This is a genomic window from Cellulomonas sp. zg-ZUI22, assembly GCF_017353535.1.
Lineage (GTDB): Bacteria > Actinomycetota > Actinomycetes > Actinomycetales > Cellulomonadaceae > Cellulomonas > Cellulomonas wangleii.
In genome coordinates this window covers 640488-660764 of record NZ_JAFMUZ010000002.1, presented here as the reverse complement: position 1 = coordinate 660764, position 20277 = coordinate 640488, and the positions used below count along the sequence as shown (strand labels likewise).

The 20277-nt window shown below is 75.3% G+C and carries 14 protein-coding genes; 9 read left to right on the top strand and 5 right to left on the bottom strand.

Annotation, left to right across the window (positions count from 1 at the left end; genetic code table 11):
• Positions 1-2: 2 nt before the first annotated feature.
• Positions 3-3491 (top strand): FUSC family protein, encoded by a 3489-nt coding sequence (locus J1G43_RS10735; protein ID WP_207378420.1) that lies wholly within the window; start codon positions 3-5, stop codon positions 3489-3491.
• 130 nt (positions 3492-3621) lie between these two features.
• On the opposite strand, the gene J1G43_RS10730 is transcribed toward J1G43_RS10735, so the two are convergent.
• Positions 3622-4119: a DUF1269 domain-containing protein gene (locus tag J1G43_RS10730; RefSeq protein ID WP_207342015.1), complete on the bottom strand. Its 498-nt coding sequence runs from the start codon at positions 4117-4119 to the stop codon at positions 3622-3624.
• 307 nt (positions 4120-4426) lie between these two features.
• Here J1G43_RS10730 and nirB point away from each other — a divergent pair, with 307 nt between their 5' ends.
• The 6 genes from nirB to J1G43_RS10700 all read left to right on the top strand — a co-directional run bounded on the left by nirB (position 4427) and on the right by J1G43_RS10700 (position 11453).
• Entirely contained in the window at positions 4427-6988 is a 2562-nt protein-coding gene (nirB, locus tag J1G43_RS10725) for a nitrite reductase large subunit NirB (RefSeq protein WP_207342014.1), read from the top strand.
• Positions 6985-7404, top strand: coding sequence for a nitrite reductase (NAD(P)H) small subunit (locus J1G43_RS10720; RefSeq protein ID WP_207342013.1), 420 nt, complete (start codon positions 6985-6987; stop codon positions 7402-7404). The genes nirB and J1G43_RS10720 overlap by 4 nt, the downstream gene beginning before the upstream one ends.
• Positions 7401-8669: a uroporphyrinogen-III C-methyltransferase gene (gene cobA, locus J1G43_RS10715; protein WP_207378419.1), complete on the top strand. Its 1269-nt coding sequence runs from the start codon at positions 7401-7403 to the stop codon at positions 8667-8669. The genes J1G43_RS10720 and cobA overlap by 4 nt, the downstream gene beginning before the upstream one ends.
• A gap of 8 nt (positions 8670-8677) precedes the next feature.
• Positions 8678-9787 carry a uroporphyrinogen-III synthase gene (locus J1G43_RS10710; protein WP_207378475.1) on the top strand — a complete coding sequence of 370 codons (1110 nt, stop codon included), beginning with the start codon at positions 8678-8680 and terminating at the stop codon, positions 9785-9787.
• Positions 9784-10530, top strand: coding sequence for a sirohydrochlorin chelatase (locus tag J1G43_RS10705; RefSeq protein ID WP_207378418.1), 747 nt, complete (start codon positions 9784-9786; stop codon positions 10528-10530). Before J1G43_RS10710 ends, J1G43_RS10705 begins: the two co-directional genes overlap by 4 nt.
• Before the next feature lie 122 nt (positions 10531-10652).
• A complete protein-coding gene (locus J1G43_RS10700) occupies positions 10653-11453 on the top strand; it encodes a glycosyltransferase family 2 protein (protein ID WP_207371466.1) in 801 nt (266 codons plus the stop codon).
• A 15-nt stretch (positions 11454-11468) separates the two neighbouring features.
• On the opposite strand, the gene J1G43_RS10695 is transcribed toward J1G43_RS10700, so the two are convergent.
• The 3 genes from J1G43_RS10695 to J1G43_RS10685 form a co-directional block, all read right to left on the bottom strand.
• Entirely contained in the window at positions 11469-12941 is a 1473-nt protein-coding gene (locus tag J1G43_RS10695) for a PP2C family protein-serine/threonine phosphatase (RefSeq protein WP_207378417.1), read from the bottom strand.
• Positions 12938-13663 carry a GAF domain-containing protein gene (locus J1G43_RS10690; RefSeq protein WP_207371468.1) on the bottom strand — a complete coding sequence of 242 codons (726 nt, stop codon included), beginning with the start codon at positions 13661-13663 and terminating at the stop codon, positions 12938-12940. Before J1G43_RS10690 ends, J1G43_RS10695 begins: the two co-directional genes overlap by 4 nt.
• Positions 13664-13847: 184 nt before the next feature.
• Entirely contained in the window at positions 13848-15401 is a 1554-nt protein-coding gene (locus J1G43_RS10685) for a glycosyltransferase 87 family protein (RefSeq protein ID WP_207378416.1), read from the bottom strand.
• A gap of 177 nt (positions 15402-15578) precedes the next feature.
• Here J1G43_RS10685 and J1G43_RS10680 point away from each other — a divergent pair, with 177 nt between their 5' ends.
• Entirely contained in the window at positions 15579-17618 is a 2040-nt protein-coding gene (locus tag J1G43_RS10680) for a TIM-barrel domain-containing protein (protein WP_307859549.1), read from the top strand.
• Positions 17619-17666: 48 nt separating this feature from the next.
• Here J1G43_RS10680 and J1G43_RS10675 read toward each other — a convergent pair whose 3' ends face one another.
• A complete protein-coding gene (locus J1G43_RS10675; protein WP_207342006.1) occupies positions 17667-18248 on the bottom strand; it encodes a TetR/AcrR family transcriptional regulator in 582 nt (193 codons plus the stop codon).
• A 357-nt stretch (positions 18249-18605) separates the two neighbouring features.
• Here J1G43_RS10675 and J1G43_RS10670 point away from each other — a divergent pair, with 357 nt between their 5' ends.
• The gene (locus tag J1G43_RS10670) at positions 18606-20234 is read left to right on the top strand and encodes an ABC transporter substrate-binding protein (protein WP_207342005.1); all 1629 of its coding nucleotides are present in this window, start codon (positions 18606-18608) and stop codon (positions 20232-20234) included.
• Positions 20235-20277: the final 43 nt, after the last annotated feature.

Sequence of the window (20277 nt, the reverse complement as noted above, 5' to 3'; positions counted from 1 at the left end):
CCGTGGACGTGCTGTGGCTGGTGCTGGGCGTGGTCGTCCTTCTCGGCACGCTCCTCGACGTCTTCCTCACGGCGCTCAACTACGACGAGTCGGGGTTCCTGGCGGCGCCGATGACGCGGCTGCAGTGGCGCAGCCTGCGGGCGGTCACCCGGCGGCTGCCGCGACGCTGGCGCCCGACGGCGCTGCGGCAGGTCACCGGCCTGCAGGTGGTCCTCACGATCGTGCTGTGGGTCTTCGGCACGGTCGTCGGCTACGGGCTCGTCTACTACGGCCTGATGACGCCGACCGCGTTCTCCGTCTCGGGGACGGGAGCGTCGCTGGACCTGTTCAGCGCGCTCTACTTCAGCGCCGCCCAGCTGTCGACGGTCGGCGGCTCGTCGTTGACGGCGGAGACCGACCTGCTGCGCTTCCTCAGCATCACCGAGACCTTGACGGGCGTGCTCCTGCTGTCCCTGGTCCTCACGTACCTGCTCGGCGTGTACTCGGTGATCGGTGACCTCAACAGCCTGTGCACCCGGTTCGTCACCGCGGAGCGCGGGGCGGGGTCCGCCGTCGCGAGCATCGCCCCGTACTTCCGCGACGGTCACCCCAACGGGCTCGACGGGCACCTCGACGACGTCGGCGACGCCTTCGGGTCGTACACCGACGGGCTGCGGCTGCACTTCGCGGCGTACTACTTCCAGAGCGGGCGGGACCAGTTCGCCCTGCCCTACGCGCTGCGCATGACCGGGGGGACGATCGCTGCGCTGCGCTGGGGCCTGCCCACGGGGCACCCCGGCGCCGCCGTGCCCCGGCTCGAGCCGCTGACCTTCGAGCTCCTCGAGTTCGGGGACTACCTGCAGCGCCGGCTGCGCTGGACGAGCACCGACGTCCCCGAGGTCGTCGACGCGGAGCGCTTCGCCCGGATCGCCGACGGTGAGGTGCCGGACGACGTGAGCGGGGTGTGGGCGGCCCGGTTCCTGCAGCTCGACCAGGACATGGCCACGCTCGCGGGCGTGCGGCCCGGCGCCGACCCGGCCGACACGTACCGGCGGTACACCGGCTGGCTGCCGTTCGCGTACCGGTCGCAGCAGGTCAGCGTCGCCGTCGCACGCGACCTCGACTACCAGCCGGTGATCGTCACCGACCAGCCGGTCTCGATCCTGCACCCGCAGGGCGCGCTGTCGCTGCGCGGCGTCGAGGAGTACCTGTCCGGCCCGCCCGAGCCGACGCGGCCGGACGCCGCCGGGCGGCGGGCCGTGTCCCGGTGGCACACCTTCCTGCGGGAGCACGTCGCGCAGGTCGACCCGGGTTACGCGCGGCTGCGCGCGGCCACCCGTGCGCTGCTCGCGGCCGTGGGGGCCGCGCTGACGGGCTACCTCCTGCTGCGGGCCCTCGGCGAGGACGTCCTGACGCCCGCGCTGTTCGGCGGCTTCGTCGGCATGCTGAGCGCGGGCATCGCGGTGGACCGCACGGTGCGCGCGCGTCGCGCCACGAGCGTCCTGCTCCTCGTGCCGGTGGTCGTCGTCGTCGTGCTCGGCGCCCTGGTGTCCGGCTCGCCGGTGTGGACCGCGGTGCTCGTCGTGGTCGTGGCCGTCGCCGGCACCTGGATGGCCCGCTTCGGGCCCCGGTGGGCGGCCCTGGGCCGCACGACCTTCATGGTCTACTACTTCGCCCTGATCCTGCGCCTGGAGCTGTCCGACGTCGGGTTCTACCTCGCGACGGCGGCTCTCGGCGTGGCCTGGGGCTTCCTGCTCACCAACGTCCTCCTGCCCGAGCGTCCCGTCCGGGTCCTGCGCGCGGGCATCAGCGGCTACCAGCGTGAGCTCGTCGCGTCGATCGACACGCTCGTCGACGCCGTCTCCTGGGCGCGCTGGGACCCCGACGTCAGGAAGCGCGTCGCGGTGGACCAGCGCCGGCTCACCCGCGGGGCGGCGTTCATGACGGGCCAGCTCACGGGCCCGCCGGAGGCGACAGGGCTCGAGCCGCGGCAGGCCGTGGGGCTGCGCCTGCGGCTCCTGGACACGACCCTGTCCGCGTCGCACCTGGTGGGTGCGGCCCGGGACGTGACGGGCACGGCGGTGTCGCTGGAGCTGCGCGGGCGGCTGGCAGGCCGCCTCGAGCTGCTGCGGGCGCACCTGCAGCAGCTCGCCGCGGGCCACGACGCCGCAGCTGCGCGCGAGGCCTCCACGCCCCGGGTCGACCCCTGGGACGCGCCGCCGCCGCCCGCGCAGTGGCCCGCACCGGCGCGTGCGCTGTGGCGCTCGATGAACGAGCTGTACGAGGTGGCGGCCGGGCTGAGCGCCACGCTCCGCACGGTCGTGGAGCCCGCGACGGGGACAGACCGGGCCGCGGCACCGGACGCCCCGGTCCCGGCCGGGCGTGGCGCCCCTGACCGGGGGTCGGCGGACGCCGACGCCGACGCGGACGCGGACGCGGACGCGCTGGAGGAGCTCGACTGGAACGGTGCGGACCCGCAGGCGACCGGCCTGCACCTGTCGTCGGTGACCCGCCGCTCGGCTCAGGCCGGCATCGCGGTGGGCGCCGCGCTCGTCATCGCCGAGCTCCTGTCCTCCTCCCACCAGTACTGGGCGACCCTCGCGGCCTACCAGGTGCTCGGCGGCACCGACGGGGAGACGCGCCTCAAAGGGCTGCAGCGCGTCGGTGGCACCGTCGTGGGCGCGGTGATCGGGTTCGGCGTGGCCATCTGGTCGGGCCACGAGCCGTGGGTGCTGGTCCCGCTGCTGGCCGTCGCCGTCTTCGCCGCGACCTACTACAACCGGGTCTCCCCGGCGGCGTCGGTCCTGTGGCGCACGATGCTGTTCGCGGTCGTCTACGAGTTCCTCGGCCGGCTCACGCCCGTCGCGCTGGAGCTGCGCGTGCTCGAGACGCTGCTGGGTGCGGCGGCCGCCGTGGTGGTCGCCTGGCTCGTCCTGCCGACCCGGACCGCAGCCGTCCTCGACAAGGACACGACACAGCTCGTGCGGGACCTCGCGGCGCTCGTGACGACGGCCGTCGGGCACCTGGAGTCCGGCAGGTCGGTGTCGACGAAGGCGATGCGCGAGCGGGTGCTCGTCGCCGAGCGCGAGGCGCGGGGCGTCTCCGCCACCGCCGCCCCGCTGCGGCGGGCGGCGGGCGCGTCCGCCGCAGCGGGTGTCGAGGCGCGGCTGACCGCGTTGTGGGCGCTCACCTACGACACCCGCTACCTGGTGCGGAACGTCGAGGCGGCGATCCGCGCGGGCTCGACCCGCGAGGCGCGTGACTGGGCCGCGGTGCGCACGACGCTGCAGGTCAACTTCACGGCGCTGCTCGACGTCCTCACCGGCCGCCTGCCGACCGAGGTGCGGCCCGACCTGCCGGAGACCGGGGTCGCGGACGCTCCCGCGGGCAGCCCTCTCGAGGGCATCGGGCGCCGTCTCGAGCGCATCAACGACACGCTCGTCCTGCTGGTGCAGACCGCCTCGCCCGGGGTGGTCGACCGGCAGGAGGACGACGGACGCGTGGACGCCTGAGCAGGCGGTCCCCGACGCACCGCCGGCGGCCCCCGCGCGGCGGGGACGGCCGGGTGGTCGCCTGACAGGCAGGACGGCCGTGCAGCGCGGTCCGTGGACCGCGGCGCACGGCCGTCCCGAGGGCCAGGCGTCAGACGTCCTCCTGGAACGCCTCGCGCAGCTTGGCCTCCTCCTCGGAGGACAGGTTCGTCGCGAGCAGCTCGCCGTGGATGCCCTGCTCCCGCAGCGAGGCGACGATCCGGTCGGGGACCTCGCCGGAGGTGAGCAGGAAGAGCGCGGACGTGCCCGGCGTGACCTTCTCGCGCACCTGCTTGATGAAGTTGTCGTCGATGCCCACGTCCGTCAGGGCCCCGCCGATGGCGCCCGCGGCCGCCCCCACGATCACCCCGACCAGGGGGATGAAGAACAGCAGGCCGAACAGCAGGCCCCAGAACGTGCCGCCGAGGGCGCCGACCGCCGCGAGGTTGTGCGACTGGCGCGTCTTCGGCTTCTTCTTGTCCGGCTCCCACGACACCGTGGCGGCGTCCTGCACGTCGATGAGGTGCTGCGTCTGCAGGGCGAGGACCGCGTCCTCCGCCTGCGCCGCCCCCTCCGGGGTCTCGAACTTCCACACGCTCAGAGTGGCCACCGTCGTCTCCTCGTCCGGGCCGGTCCGTCGCCCCGCCCGGCGTCACGCCGGGCAGGCCGGGGCCCGACCCCAGGGTCGCCGTCGGGTCGGCGCCGCGCCTCATCCGGCACGGGTGATCGTCGTGCCGCGCCGGCGCGGTCGCCCCGCGCGCCCTCACACGGCGACCGACCCCGGTGTGCGCGGACGGTTCCGGAGGGGTAACGCACGGGCGTGCTCGGCGGAAACACGCCGGCCCTAGCGTCGTCGGCAGGCGCGGCGCCCGGCCCGCCCGTGACGACCGCCCCGGTCCCAGCCCCTGGAGGGTCCCATGGACGCACAGCGCCACCTCGTGGTCGTCGGCGGCGGCATGGTCGCCCAGCGTCTCGTCGAGGCCCTGCGTGACCGTGACGCCGACGGTGTCTGGCGGGTCACGGTCCTCGCCGAGGAGCCACGGCGGCCGTACGACCGCGTCGCGCTCACGAGCTTCTTCTCGGGCAGGGCCCCCGAGGACCTGGCGCTGGGTGACGCGACGCTGTGGGACGACCCGCTCGTCACGCTCGTGCGGGGGGACGCCGTGACCGCGGTGGACCGCGCCACGCGGACCGTCACGGCCGCGTCGGGACGCACGCACCGCTACGACCACCTCGTCCTGGCCACCGGCTCGTCCGCGTGGGTCCCGCCCATGGAGGGCGCCGACCTCGACGGCGTCTTCGTGTACCGGACGCTCGACGACGTCGCGGCCCTGCGCGGCCACGTCACCGCGCTCGCCGCGGAGCGCACCGTGCGGGGCGTCGTGCTGGGCGGCGGGCTGCTCGGGCTGGAGGCCGCCGGCGCGCTCGACGCGCTGGGCGCCCGCGCCACGGTCCTGCAGGTCGACACGCACCTGATGTCGGCCCAGGTCGACCTCGGCGGCGGCGAGGCGCTGCGGCGCCTGGTCAACCGGCTGGGCATCGGGGTCCGCACACAGTCGCGCACGACCCGGCTGCTGCCGCACCGCAGCGGCGGCGTGGGGCGCGTCGAGCTCGCCGACGGCACGCGCCTGGACGCCGACGTGGTCGTCGTCGCCGCCGGCGTGCGTCCCCGCGACGAGCTCGCCCGCGACGCGGGCCTGCCGATCGGCCCGCGCGGCGGCGTCGTCGTCGACGACACGTGCCTGACCGACGACCCGGACGTGTCCGCGGTCGGTGAGGTCGCGTGCATCCACGGTGCCTGCGTCGGTCTGGTCGCGCCCGGCTACACGATGGCCGAGGTGACGGTGGACCGCCTGCTCGGCGGCGCCGCCGTCTACCCGGGGGCCGACACGGCCACCAAGCTCAAGCTCGCGGGCGTCGACGTCGCCAGCTTCGGGGACGCGTTCGCCCGCACCCCCGGTGCGCTCGAGGTCGTCTGGGCCGACCCGGTGGGCGGTGTGTACAAGAAGCTCGTCCTGTCCGACGACGCCCGCACCCTGCTCGGCGGCGTGCTGGTCGGTGACGCCACGGCGTACGCGAGCCTGCGGCCCATGGTGGGACGTGAGCTGCCCGGCGACCCGGCCGCGTTCCTGCTCCCGGAGGGCGGGACCGGTGCACCGGACCTCGAGCTGCCCGACGACGCGGGGGTCTGCTCGTGCAACAACGTGTCGGCCGGTGCGGTCCGGCACGCCGTGGCCGAGCAGGGCTGCCACGACCTCGGCGCCGTCAAGGCGTGCACCCGCGCCGGGACGAGCTGCGGGTCCTGCCTGCCGCTGGTCAAGAAGCTCATGACCACCGAGCTGGCCAAGCTCGGCGTGACGGTCAGCAGCGCGCTGTGCGAGCACTTCGCGCTCTCGCGCGCCCAGCTGTACGACGCCGTCCGGGTCGCGGGGCTGCGCACGTTCACCGAGGTGCTCGAACGGTTCGGCTCGCACGGTCGAGGCTGCGACATCTGCCGGCCCGTCGTCGCCTCGATCCTCGCGACCACGGCCCCCGCGCACGTCCTGGACGGTGAGCGTGCCGCCCTGCAGGACACGAACGACCACGTCATGGCGAACCTGCAGAAGGACGGCTCGTACTCGGTCGTGCCGCGCATGGCGGGCGGCGAGGTCACCCCCGAGGGGCTCATCGCGGTCGGTGAGATCGCCCGCGACTTCGGTCTCTACACCAAGATCACCGGCGGTCAGCGCATCGACATGTTCGGCGCCCGCATCGACCAGCTCCCGCTGATCTGGCGTCGTCTGGTCGACGCCGGGTTCGAGTCCGGCCACGCGTACGGCAAGTCGCTGCGGACCGTGAAGTCGTGCGTCGGGTCGACGTGGTGCCGCTTCGGGGTGCAGGACTCGGTCGCGCTCGCGGTCATGCTCGAGCTGCGGTACCGCGGGCTGCGCTCCCCGCACAAGATCAAGCTGGGCGTCTCGGGCTGCGCGCGCGAGTGCGCCGAGGCCCGCGGCAAGGACGTCGGCGTCATCGCGACCGACAACGGCTGGAACCTGTACGTCGGCGGCAACGGCGGGTTCACGCCGCGGCACGCGCGACTGCTCGCCGAGGACCTCGACACCGACACGCTCGTGCGGACGATCGACCGCTTCCTGCTCTACTACGTGCGCACCGCGGACCGGCTGCAGCGCACGGCGCCGTGGATCGAGGAGGTCGAGGGCGGCCTCGACGGCGTGCGTGCCGTCGTCCTGGACGACTCCCTGGGCCTCTGCGCGGACCTCGACGAGCAGATGGCGCGCCACGTGGCCGACTACGAGGACGAGTGGCGAGCCACCCTGGACGACCCCGAGAAGCTCCGGCGGTTCGCGTCCTTCGTCAACGCCCCCGACGTCGCCGACCCCTCGCTCGCCTACGTCCCCACCCGGGGGCAGGTGCGCCCCGCGACCCACGACGAGCGCGCCGTGCTCGTCGCCGGCACCACCCTGGAGGTCCGCTCGTGACGACGCTCGACGACCGCGCCACGACCTGGCTGACCGTGTGCCGGCGGCACGACCTGGCGTACGAGCGCGGCGCCGCAGCTCTCGTCCCCGACGAGGTGGACGGGCAGCCCGTCCTCACCCAGGTCGCGCTGTTCCGGCTGCTCGACGAGCGCGTGCTCGCCGTGCAGCAGCTCGACCCGTTCAGCGACGCCCACGTGATCGCGCGCGGCATCGTCGGCACACGACGCGTCGAGGACGCCGACGTGCCGACCGTGGCGTCGCCGATGCACAAGCAGGTGTTCGACCTGGTCACCGGTCGGTGCCTCGAGCGGGCCGGCAAGCAGCCCGTCGCCGGGCACGGCCCGGACCTGCGCACCTGGCCCGTGCGGGTCCTCGAGGGGGACGTGCAGGTCGCGGTCGCCGGGGGTGCCTCATGACCACGCTGCTCGGCGTGGAGCTGGCCGGGCGGGTCGTGCTCGTGGCCGGTGGGGGACCGGTCGCCGCCCGCCGGGTGCAGGCGCTCGCGGACGCCGGTGCGCTCGTGCACGTGGTCGCGCCGCACGTGTGCGAGCCGCTGGCCGACCTCGTCGTCGCGGGTTCGGTCCGCTGGTCCGACCGTGAGGTCGCCGAGGACGACCTCGACGACGTGTGGCTCGCGCACACCGCGACGGGGGACCGGGTGACCGACCTGGCCGTGGTCGCCTGGGCCACGGCACGCCGCGTGTTCTGCGTCGACGCGGGCGGTCCGCGGCGGCCCGCCGCCGGGACCGCCCGCACCCCGGCGACCACGCGGGCCGGGGACGTCCTCGTCGGGGTCGTCTCGACCGCCGGCGCCGACCCGCGGCGCAGCGTGCGGGTGCGCGACTGGCTCGCGGCGCACCTGCGCACCGGCGCGGTCGACCTGCGACGACGACGCGCTGCACCCGACCGGGGGCGCGTCGTGCTGGTGGGCGGCGGCCCGGGGGACGTGGGGCTGCTCACCGTCGCGGGCCGACGTGCGCTCGCCGAGGCGGACGTCGTCGTCGCGGACAGGCTCGGACCGACCGACGTGCTCGACGAGCTGCCCGCGGACGTCGAGGTCATCGACGTCGGCAAGTCGCCCGGGCACCACCCGGTCCCGCAGGACGAGATCAACCGGCTGCTCGTGGAGCAGGCCCAGCGCGGGCGGGTCGTCGTGCGCCTCAAGGGTGGGGACCCGTTCGTGTACGGGCGCGGCGGCGAGGAGGTGCAGGCCTGCCGCGCGGCAGGGGTCCCGGTCACCGTGGTCCCCGGGGTGAGCAGCGCGTTCGCCGCCGCCGCGGCGGCAGGCATCCCGCTGACGCACCGCGGGGTCGTCGGCGCCGTGCACGTGATGAACGGCACGGACGGCTGGTCGGCCGCGGCGCTGACCGGGCTGCGGGACCGCTCGTGCACCGTCGTCGTCCTCATGGGGGTCGCGGCGCTGCCGGGACTGGTGCGCGACGCGCTGGCCGGCGGGGTCGACCCGGACCTGCCGGTCGCCGTGGTGGAGCGGGCGACCCAGGACGACCAGCGCGTGACGCGCGCGCCCCTGCACGCCGTCGCTGCGGGGGCCCGGGCACGGGGCGTGGCCGCCCCGGCCGTGGTCGTGCTGGGCGACGTCGCGGCGGCGGGGCTGCTCGACGTCCCGACCGGTGGCGCCCCCGAGCCGTCCGGCGCCGGTTCCACGACAATGGGCGCGTGACGGCCGAGATGATCGACCAGACGCTGGCGGGGTGCGTCGTGCTCGTCACGGCGGACCGCCGCGCCGCGGAGCTCAGCGCCGCCCTGGCACGCCGCGGCGCCACGATCCGTCACGCGCCGGCCCTGGGCATGGTGCCCCACACGGACGACGCGCTGCTGCTCGCCCGCACGCGCGACCTGCTGGTCGACCCGCCGGACACGGTCGTCGTCACCACGGGGATCGGGTTCCGCGGCTGGGTGGAGGCCGCCGACGCCGCCGGCGTGGCCGACAGCCTCGTCGACGTGCTGCGCGGCACCCGGATCGTCGCGCGCGGCCCCAAGGCGCGCGGCGCCATCCAGGCGGCGGGGCTCAGCGCGGACTGGGTCGCGGAGTCCGAGACCAGCGCCGAGATCGCCGAGACGCTGCTCGACGAGGGCGTGGCGGGCCGCGACATCGTCATCCAGCACCACGGCGCCGGCGCCGACGGCCTGGACGAGGCGTTCGCGCTCGCCGGGGCGCGGGTGCGCAGCCTCGTGGTCTACCGGTGGGGCCCGCCGCCCGACCCCGCGCTGGTGCGCGACTCGGCGCAGGCCGTCGCGGACGGCGAGATCGACGCCGTGGTCTTCACGTCGGCGCCCGGCTCGGCGGCGTGGCTGGCAGCCGCGGACGACGCCGGCGCGATGGACGGCGTCCTGCGGCGGTACCGCTCGGGTGCCGTGGTCTTCGCGGCGGTCGGCCCGGTGACCGCCAAGCCGCTCGTCGACGTGGGCATCGACCCGCTGGTGCCCGATCGCGGCCGGCTCGGATCGCTCGTGCGGGCCGTCGTGACGCACTACGGCGGCGTGGACGCGCTCGACACGGTCGCCGGCCCGCTGCGCGTGCGGCGGGCGGCGGCGGTGCTCGACGGGCGCGTGCTGCCGCTGTCGCGCACGGGCCTGGAGGTGCTGCGCGTCCTGGCACACGCCCGGGGCTCGGTGGTGCCGCGCGAGCGGGTGCTGGCCGCCCTGCCGGGCGTCTCGTCCGACCCGCACGCCGCCGAGGTCGCGATCGCGCGGCTGCGCGACGCGGCCGGGAGCCGCACCCTCATCCGCACGGTGGTCAAGCGCGGCTACCGCCTCGAGCTCCAGGAGCAGGCATGACCTCGTCCGCCACCGCGCCCGTCCTCATCGGCTGCTCGCACGGGACCGACAGCGTCGCGGGACGCGCGGCGATCGCCTCGATCCTCGCCGACGTCGTCGCGGCCCGGCCCGGGCTCGACGTGCGCGAGGCGTTCGTCGACGTGCAGCAGCCGGAGGTCGACGACGTCGTCACCGGCGCGCTCGGCGAGGCACCGGCCGTCGTGGTGCCGCTGCTGCTGTCCGTGGGGTTCCACGTGAAGGTCGACGTGGCCCGCGCGGTGGACCGCCCCGGTGCGGCGGCGGCCCGGCCCATGGGCCCCGACCCGCGCCTGGTGGAGATCCTCGCCGACCGGCTCGTGGCCGCGGGCCTCGGGGACGGGGACGCGGTCGTGCTCGCGGCCGCCGGGTCCAGCGACCCTGCCGCCGCCGCCGCGGTGCGTGACGTCGTCGACGCGCTCGCGCAGCACCTGGGCCGGCCCGTCACCGTCGGGTACGGGTCGGGCGCCCACCCCCGCGTGCCGGTCGCCGTGGCGGCGGCGCGCGCCGGGCTCGCGCCGGGCGGGCGCGTCGTGGTCGCGTCCTACCTGCTCGCCCCGGGCTACTTCCTCGACCGCGTGCACGAGGCGGGCGCGGACGTCGTGACGGACCCGCTGGCGCCGGACCCGCGGCTGGCCGCGATCGCGCTCGACCGGTACGACGAGGTCAGCGGGCACGCGGCGTCGTCGTGGCCCTCGCCGCAGCGGGCGGCCGGCGCGCGTCGCTGAGCCCGCTCGGCCCGCGGGGCTCGCGTGTCGGCGGAGCGCGCACGTGCCCCCGGTGGAGGACGGCGGCCGGTCGTGGGATCGTCGAGGGCACCACCACCCGGAGAGCAGGTCGAGTGACAGCCATGAGCGAGCCGGTCCGTCCGGAGCCCGCGCCGGCACCTCCCGGGCGGTCGCACCTCGTCTCCGTCGTGGTCCCGGTGCGCGACGACGCCACGCACCTCGACGCCTGCCTCACCCTGCTGGCCCGCCAGACCCGGCTCCCCGACGAGGTCGTCGTGGTCGACAACGCGTCCACCGACGCCAGCGTCGAGGTCGCGCTGCGGCACGGTGCGCGCGTGGTGCACGAGCCGCGTGTCGGGATCCCGGCCGCGGTCGCCACCGGGTACGACGCGGCCCGCGGCGACGTGCTGATGCGTCTCGACGCCGACTCCCGACCGGGACCCGGGTGGGTCGAGCACGCGGTGCGCGTGCTCGACGACCCCGAGGTCGATGCGGTCAGCGGGTGGGGACGGTTCGACGTGCCCCGACCCTGGGGGGCGCTCCTCGCACACGTGTACCTCGGGTCGTACTACCTGCTGGGCGCCCTCGCCGCGGGCCACGGCGTCATCTGGGGGTCGTCGGCCGCGCTGCGTGCGGAGTCGTGGCGCCGTGCCCGCGCGCACGTGACCCGCACCGAGGACGTGCACGACGACCTCGACCTGGCGATGGCGCTCGGCCCCGGTGCGCGGATCGTCGTCGACCGCTCGTGGCACGTGGGCGTGTCGGCGCGCTCCGTGCGCCCCGGGCGGCAGTGGGTGGCGCGGTTCGGACGGGCGTTCCGGACGCTGGGGCGGCAGTGGCGTGTGCTCCCGCCGTGGCGGCGCTGGGAGGTGCGGCTGCGGGGCTCCGCACCCGGCGTCCCCGCCGGCCGCGCGCGGCCCTGACGGCGACGGCGCCCGTCACCGGGGGGCGGGGTCCAGGGCGTCCTGGCCCTCCGTCGTCCACTGCACCATCAGCAGCGTCGCGTCGTCCTGCAGCGCGCCCTGGTGATGGTCGAGGATCGCCGCCACCACGCGCCGGGTCACCTCCGGCAGCGGCGTGCCCTCGGCGGCCGTCCGCTGCAGCACGTCGACGAGCCCGCCGAGCCCGAACGTCCGGCCCGTCCGGTCACGGGCCCGGGTGATCCCGTCGGTGTGCACGACGACGGTGTCACCCTGCTGCAGGTGCTCCTCACCGACCGTCGTGCTGCGCACGTCGATCCCCAGCAGGGGTCGGCGTCCGTCGTCGAGCTGCTTGACGACCTTGCCCGCGCGCAGCAGCAGGGGGGCGGGGTGCCCGGCCGAGAGGTAGCGCAGCCGCCCCGTCAGCAGGTCGAGCTCGGCGACGACGGCGGTGGCGAACACGTTCCCGGCGAAGTGCTCCGCGACGGTGCCGTGCGCGGCCTCCACCTGCTCGAACAGGCCCGCACCGGCCCGACGCGCCGCGCGGTAGGCCGAGACCGCCGCGGCCGCCGCCAGGCCGGCGCGCAGGTCGTGACCGGTCGCGTCGAGCACGGCGAACTGGGCACGGGTCGCGCTCAGCGCGTAGTCGAAGAGGTCACCGCCCATGTCGTGCGCCGGTTCGACGCGCCCCGCGACCAGCACCCGGCCCGTGCCGGCGGTCGACGGCGGCAGCAGCCGGTGGATCAGCTCCGCGCGGGCGCTGCGGGACCCGGCCGGGTGGGTCACCTCCAGCGCGTCGCCGTACGAGGCGAGCGCCGTGACGAGGTGACCGAGGTAGTGGGCGAGCCACCAGCAGTGGCGGTGCAGGTTGGGGTCGTCGAGGTCCGCCGGGTCGGCCAGCATGACGTCGAGCACGCCCACACGCTCCGCGCCGTCGACGACGGGCACCCACAGCCGTGCCTGCCCGTCCTCGCTGACCGCGGGCTGGGTCTGCAGCACCCGGTACGCCCGCCCGGGCAGGGTGCCGTCCACCGACAGCGGCTCGCGGCCGTGGCCCGGGCCGCCGGGCAGCGGGACCAGGGTGCGGGCCCCGTCGTCCGCGAGGTAGAGCACGGGGACGACGCCGAGGTGACGTCCGGCCGCGTCGACCGCCGCGGGCAGGGAGTCCGGCGGGGACAGGTGCGTGTCGCGCAGCAGCGTGACCAGGGCGGCGAGCGGGCCACCCTCGGGCTCCGCGGCGCGCAGGGGGCGCGAGTAGGGTGCCCGGTCGCTGCCCGTGATCCGGTCCAGCTCCTCGTTCACCGCCAGTGCGACACGGTCCCGCTCCCGCACCGGCAGGTCCGACGTCCCGTCGAGGAACTCGGCGAGGTCGGCGGGACCCGCCTGGCCACCGAGGGCGAAGTACCGCACCCACAGCTCCTCCGGCTCCAGGCGGGTCCGGCCGAACGCGGCACGGATCCGCCGGCGCTGGCGGTCGGCCGACGTCGTCAACGGCCGGCCACCTGACGTGCGTGCGCGGTGAGCACGCGCGCCGCGACCTGGTGGACGCCGGTGCGCTCCTGCTCGGCCCGGGCCGCCAGGTGCGCGAGCGCTGCCTGCTCCGTCAGCCCGTCGCGCCCCATGAGCAGCCCGGCCGCGCGCTGCAGGGCGTCGCGCTGCACCAGCACGCTGCGCACGTCCTGCGACAGGCGTCCCGCGTCCCGGAAGGTCCGGGCGCTGGCGAGCAGGAGCGCACCCTGCGCGGCGAACAGGTTCACCGTCGTCTCGTCCCGGGACGCGAACGCGTGCGGCTCGTGCGCGTAGAGCTTGAGCGAGCCCACCGCGAGGTCACCGGCCACCATCGGTGCGCTGAGCACCGACGCCACGTCCAGCGCCGCCACCTCCTGCGCCCAGCGCGGCCACCGCGGCTCGGTCGCCACGACGTCGACCCGCACCGCCCGGCGGGTCAGCCACGCGGTGAGGCAGGGGCCCTCCGCCAGGCGGTACTGCACCGCGTCGGCGGCTTCGACGAGCGTTCCGGTGGCCGCCGTCGTGGTGCCGCCGTGGCCCTCGTCGCGATCACGGTCGACGACCGTGATGCCCGCCCCGCACGCCGCGGGCACCGCCTGCAGGAGCGTGGCCGTCAGCAGGTCCAGGACCTGGTCGACCGCGCGGTCCGTGAGCATCAGCCCGGATGCACGGGCCACCACGTGCTCCAACGGCGAACCGGCCATGATCGCGCCCCCTCGTGCGGGCCACGCCGACGTGGTGCCGCACCCTCCGACCATAGGACGCACCGCAGGGCGCCGCCGCTCGTCCGTGCCGGGGCAGGACCGGCGTGCGCAGAGCACGCGGCCGGCTCACCGAGGCGACCGTGGCGCAGCCCTCGGGCACCCCGCACCGTCGACGTGCCGGTCCTCAGGGTCGCGCGGCCGGACCGTGCGGGGCAGCGGCGTCGTGGGGCAGGAGCACCTGCGCGCCTCGTAGCCGCACGAGCGTGCCCTGCCGGTGCAGCCGCTCCACGGTCGCGTCGTCGAAGCCGTTGCCCGTCGCCCGGACCAGCACGGCGGCGGTCCCGGACGTCAGGTAGGCCACGGCGTCGTCCTGCCAGCGGCTGTTGCGGGACCGCGGGACGGGGCGTCCCCGATCGTCGCGGTCGCCGACGACGTACGTCTGCCCGGAGACGTCGACACGGGTCCGGCAGCCGCGCTCCTCGTCCCGGGACAGGACGTCGAGGACCGCCAGCACGCCGGGGGAGTCCGCACGCACGCAGCCCTGCTCCGGGAGCAGCCCACGGACCTCGGCGACGGCGAGCGTCTCCGGTGGCGGCGGGCGCACCGCCGCCGTCGGGAGCCCCAGCGCCCCGACGGTCAGCGCCGCCGCCCAGACCCGGGGGCCGGCCCACGCGGGCCGACCGCCCGGGACCAGCGACACGGCGGCGGCCACCACCAGCACCACCGCCGCGGCGCTGTACGCGGCGTAGTTGACGTAGAACGACGGCGAGACCAGGAGTACGGCGACCTGCGTCCCGAGGACCGCCACCCACAGCCGTCCCCGGCGCCCGCACCAGGCGACGACCGCGGCGACCGCGACCGCCACGCACACCACGACCGTCCACGCCGCGCGTGTCCCGGGCGGCTGCGGTTCGAGTGCGGTGCCCACACCGGTGATCCCCTCGAGCCGCTCACCCGTCGTGGTGCCCGACCGTGGCCGGCCCAGCTGGGCGAGCAGCACGAGCCGCACCACCGCGCCGGGGGAGGCCAGCGCGAAGGGCAGCAGGACGAGCAGCGAGGACCCGGCTGCCGCGCCCGCGACGTGCACCGCCGAGCGCGTCCCCTGCGTCCACGCCTGCCAGGCGAGCACCACGAGGACGGGGACGACGTTCCAGATCTTGACGACGGGGCCGACGCCGAGCACGGCGCCGCCGGCGTACAGCCACCACCGGGACGTGTCGGGTGCGCGCGCCCGCAGCAGGAGGCAGACGGCGCCCAGCAGGGTCAGGGTGCCGAGCGGCTCGAGCAGCGTGAGGCGCTCCCCGCGCGCGGCGGCGGAGGAGACGGCGTACAGCGCGCCCGCCACGACGGCAGCAGCCGTCCCCCAGCGCAGGGCCAGCCGCGTGACGAGGAGAGTGCTGACGGCACCGACGGCCATGAAGGCGACGCGCGCGGCGGCGAGGGCGTTCGGGTCGCTGGTCCACCGCGTCAGCGCGGCGAACGGCGCCAGCGCGAGCACCACACCGGGCGGGTGCAGCAGCAGGAAGTCGCGGTACGGCATCCGGCCGTGCACGAAGGCGACGGCCGAGGAGAAGTACACGCCGTCGTCGTACCCGTGGTACCCGCGGACGCCGCCCGCGCCCCCGACCAGGTGCCAGCGCACGACGAACGCGAGGGCGCCGGCGGCGCAGGCGACCACCCACCCCGTGCGGCCACCGCCCCGGGTGCGCGTGGGGGACGAGTGGCCGGCTCGTACCATCCAGCCAGCGTCGCAGCGGGTGCCCGGGGTCGCCACAGGGCACGGCACGCCGTGGGCGGCGGGTGGCGCAACCTATGATCGCGAGTGGCCCTGACCACGTGCGACGTCGCCGTCGCCGTCCGGGCACCCCTCTCCACCGTTGCAGGGGCCGCGCCCCGGCGGGAAGGACGCAGCCCTGTGACGCATGTGTTCGACACCGGAGCCGGCACCCTCGTCTGGCGCGGCGACGGCGAGACCCTCGTGGTCGAGCCGTGGGGCCGTGACAGCGTGCGCGTGCGCTCGGCGCTGGGCGACGTCGTCGACGCCGACTGGGCGCTGCTGCCGCCGGACCCCGCGGCGCACGCCGACGCGCACGTCGTGGTGGACGGGTCGACGGCGACGCTGACCAACGGCCGCATCCGGGTCGTCGCGACGGCCACCAGCGGCAAGGACTGGCAGACCGGCGCCCTCGCGCACGACTGCCGGCTCGCGTTCGAGGACGCCGACGGCCGGCCCCTGTTCTCCGAGGTGCCGTCGGGCGGCGCCCTGAAGGTGCGGGCCCGCACGTACCGGCCGCTGCCGGGCGGCGGCGTGCAGGCCGGGCTCGCGCTGCGGACCCCGGCCGACGAGCACCTGGCGGGCATGGGGCAGTACCAGCAGGACCTCGTCGACCTCAAGGGCAGCACGCTCGAGCTCGCGCAGCGCAACTCGCAGGCCAGCGTGCCGTTCGTGCGGTCCAGCGCCGGCTACGGGTTCCTGTGGCACAACCCGGCGATCGGTCGCGCGACGTTCGCGGCCAACCGCACCGAGTGGACGGCGGAGGCCTGCCGTCAGCTCGACTACTGGGTGACCGCGGGCGCGACGCCGGCGGACGTCAGCCGGCGCTACGCCGAGGCCACGGGCCACGCGCCGATGATGCCCGAGCACGGGCTGGGGTTCTGGCAGTGCAAGCTGCGCTACGCGAGCCAGGCCGAGCTGCTGGCGGTCGCACGCGAGCACGTGCGCCGCGGCCTGCCGCTCGACGTGATCGTCGCGGACTTCTTCCACTGGCCGCACCTGGGCGACTACCGGTTCGAGGACGAGTTCTGGCCGGACCCGGCGGCGATGGTCGCCGAGCTGCGCGAGCTGGGCGTCGAGCTCATGGTGTCCGTCTGGCCGCAGGTGTCGTTGCAGTCGGAGAACTTCGCCGAGATGTCGCGGCGCAACCTGCTCGTGCGCACGAACCGCGGTATCGACGTGCAGATGTGGTTCGGCGGCCCGAGCCGGTTCGTCGACGCGACGAACCCCGACGCCCGCCGGTTCCTGTGGGACCGGTGCCGGGAGGGCTACGCGCGCCACGGCATCCGCCTGTTCTGGCTGGACGAGGCCGAGCCCGAGCTCGGCGTCTACGACCACGACGCCTACCGGTTCCACGCCGGGCAGGGGACCGAGGTGGCCAACTGGTACCCGCAGGCCTTCTCGCGGGCGTTCTTCGAGGGGCAGACGGCCGACGGCGAGCGCGAGGTCGTCAACCTCGTGCGCTGCGCGTGGGCGGGGTCGCAGCGCTACGGCGCGCTGGTGTGGTCGGGTGACATCCACTCCGACTTCCCCACGCTGCGGCGCCAGATCGTCGCCGGGGTCCACATGGGTGCCGCCGGGATCCCGTGGTTCACCACCGACATCGGCGGGTTCGGGGGCGGCCGCACGGACGACCCGGCCTTCCACGAGCTGCTCGTGCGCTGGTTTCAGGTGGGCACCTTCCTGCCGGTCATGCGGCTGCACGGCGACCGCGTCCCGGCGAGCCCGGTGCGGGCCGCGGACGGCTCGGAGCGCAACCCCACGGGGGCGGGCAACGAGCTGTGGTCCTTCGGCGACGCCGTGTACGACGTGCTGGAGCACTACGTGCACCTGCGCGAGGAGCTGCGCGACTACACGCGCGAGCTCATGGCCGCCGCGCACACCGACGGTCAGCCGGTCATGCGCGGCCTCGCGCACGAGTTCCCGGACGACCCGTGGGCGTGGCGGGTGGCGGACCAGTACCTGTACGGGCCGTCGCTGCTCGTCGCCCCCGTGCTGGAGGCGGGTGCGACGTCCCGTCGGGTCTGGTTGCCGGCGGGGGCGACGTGGACGTCGCTCGTGACGGGGCAGGTGCACGACGGCGGGCAGTGGATCGACGTCGACGCCCCGCTCGCGACCCTGCCGGTCTTCGCGCGCGATCGTGCGCTCGCGCACCTCGTCGGCCGCGTCCCGTCCGCCTGAGGGGCGCCGCCGCGCAGCCGGTGAAGGGCCGGGATCCGAGCCGTCCCGTCAGCTGCGCACCCCCAGCACCGCGGCCACGGCGGGCGGTAGGGCCCCGGCCGGCGAGGACGCGCCACCCAGCGCGCCGCCGGCCATCGCACCGTCGCGCAGCAGCACGATCCTGTCGGCGATCCCCTCGGGGTCGTGCGCGCCGGTGTCGGCGACGAGCCCCACGAGGCTTGTCCGGAACCAGGCGCGGTGCGCGGCGACGAGGCGCCGCACCGGGTGCTCGGGGTCGCGGTACTCGGCCGCGGCGTTGAGGAACGGGCACCCGCGGAACCCGGGGGCCGTGACGTCGTCCCGCACGCGGGCCGCCAGCAGCAGGAGGGGGTTGCGCCGGTCGCGCGCCGCGTCGCGCACGACGTCCGCGAGGACCGTGCGCTCGTGCTCGGCCCGCCGGCGCAGGTGCGCGAGCACGAGATCGTCCTTCGACGGGAAATGCCGGTACAAGGTCATGCGGGTGGTTCCGGCGAGGACGACGACGTCCTCGATGCTGACGTCCCGGGCGCCCCTGTCATAGAACAGCACGTCCGCCGCGTCGAGAATTCTCTCCCTCGGGGCGGGTGGTCGGGGGGTCGCGACGGTCGTCAAGCCGCTACCTCCTGACGGCCAGGCGCCCGGCCGTTCCGCACTCTACGTGGCGGAATGCCCGACGCGCATGCGGTCCTCGGGGCGGGCCGCACGGGGACCGACCCTGCCGTCGCCCGTGAGGGCGACCCGGGGTCGTGGCGCACAAGAATGGTCAGTATCGCCCCCGCGGGCCTTTGATGTCGGTCGTGTAAATACCCGGGCGCAGTTCAGTAACAGCGTGCCTTGCGGGCGCAGGAGGTGTGTGACGGCGGGAGCGCTTCGCCTACTGTCCGGCGCGTCCCACCACGGACGCGCCACCCCTCGCGGACGGCGCCACCGCCGGCGGCACACCCGACCCGCCTTGCACCGGAGGAACACATGAGAACCAGGCGCCCCACCGCCCTCACCGCACTCGGCCTGGCCGGGGCGCTCGCCCTCACGGCGTGCGCCTCCGACGGCGACGACGGCGGCTCGGACACGAGCACGGCGGACGCGGGCGGGGGCGTCGTCACCGTCCACAACGGTGAGCCGCAGAACCCGCTGATCCCGACCATGACCAACGAGGTCTTCGGGGCGCTGGCGGTGCAGAACCTCTTCGCCGGGCTCGTGTACTACGACGCCGAGGGCGCCGTGCACGACGAGGTCGCCGAGTCGATCGAGTCCGACGACAACCTCACCTGGACGATCACGATCGCCGACGGGTGGACGTTCAGCGACGGGACGGACGTCACCGCCGAGAGCTTCGCGAAGGCGTGGGACTACGGCGCCGCGCTCGACAACAAGCAGAGCCTGTCGTACTTCTTCGAGCCCATCGAGGGCTTCTCCTACGACGAGAACGTCTCCCTCATCGAGGCCGGCGGCCTGGTCGTGGAGGACGACAGCACGCTCGTCGTGAAGCTCAGCCAGCCGGAGTCCGACTTCCCGATCCGGCTGGGCTACGCCGCGTTCTTCCCGCTGCCGGAGGTGTTCTTCGAGGACCCCGAGGCCTTCGGCGAGGCGCCGGTCGGCAACGGCCCGTACATGCTGGAGTCCTGGGAGCACGACCAGGCCATCACCCTCGAGCCGAACCCCGAGTACGCCGGCGAGCGGACGCCGCAGAACGGCGGCCTCGAGCTCGTCGCGTACACCGACGAGGACTCGGCGTACAACGACCTGCTCGGCGGTCAGCTCGACATCATCAAGAACGTGCCCTCGTCGGCCTTCGCGACGTTCGAGGACGAGCTCGAGGGCCGCTCGGTCAACCAGCCGGCCGCCGTCATCCAGGTGCTGACCGTGCCGCAGTGGCTGCCCGAGTTCCAGGGCGAGGCGGGCCTGCTGCGCCGGCAGGCGGTGTCCCACGCGATCAACCGCCCCGAGGTGACCGAGACGATCTTCTCCGGGTCGCGCACCCCGGCCACGGACTTCACGTCGCCGGTGATCGACGGCTGGACCGAGGACATCCCCGGCAACGACGTCCTGGACTACGACCCCGAGCTCGCGGTCGACCTGTGGGCGCAGGCCGAGGCGATCACGCCGGTGGGCGACTACACGCTCCAGATCGCCTCGAACGCCGACTCCGACCACCAGACGTGGGTCGACGCGGTCTGCAACAACATCCGCACCGTGCTCGAGATCGGCTGCGAGTTCTACCCGTACCCGACATTCGACGAGTACCTCGACGCCCGCGACGCGGGTTCGGTGCCGGGCCTGTTCCGCGGTGGCTGGCAGGCCGACTACCCGGCCATGAGCAACTTCCTCGGCCCGATCTACGGGACCGGTGCAGGCTCCAACGACGGCCAGTGGTCCAACGCCGACTTCGACGCCAAGCTCGCCGAGGCGAACGGGGCGGACGACCCGGAGGCGGCCGTGGCCCTGTACCTCGAGGCCGAGTCGATCCTGTTCGAGCAGCTGCCGGGTATCCCGCTCTGGTACAACAACGCGACCGGCGGCTGGGCCGACACCGTCGAGAACGTCGAGTTCGGCTGGGACTCGGACCCGATCCTCTACCAGGTCACCAAGAGCGAGTGACGCGCGGTCCCGGCGCCGCCGACCCGCGGCGCCGGGACCCGTC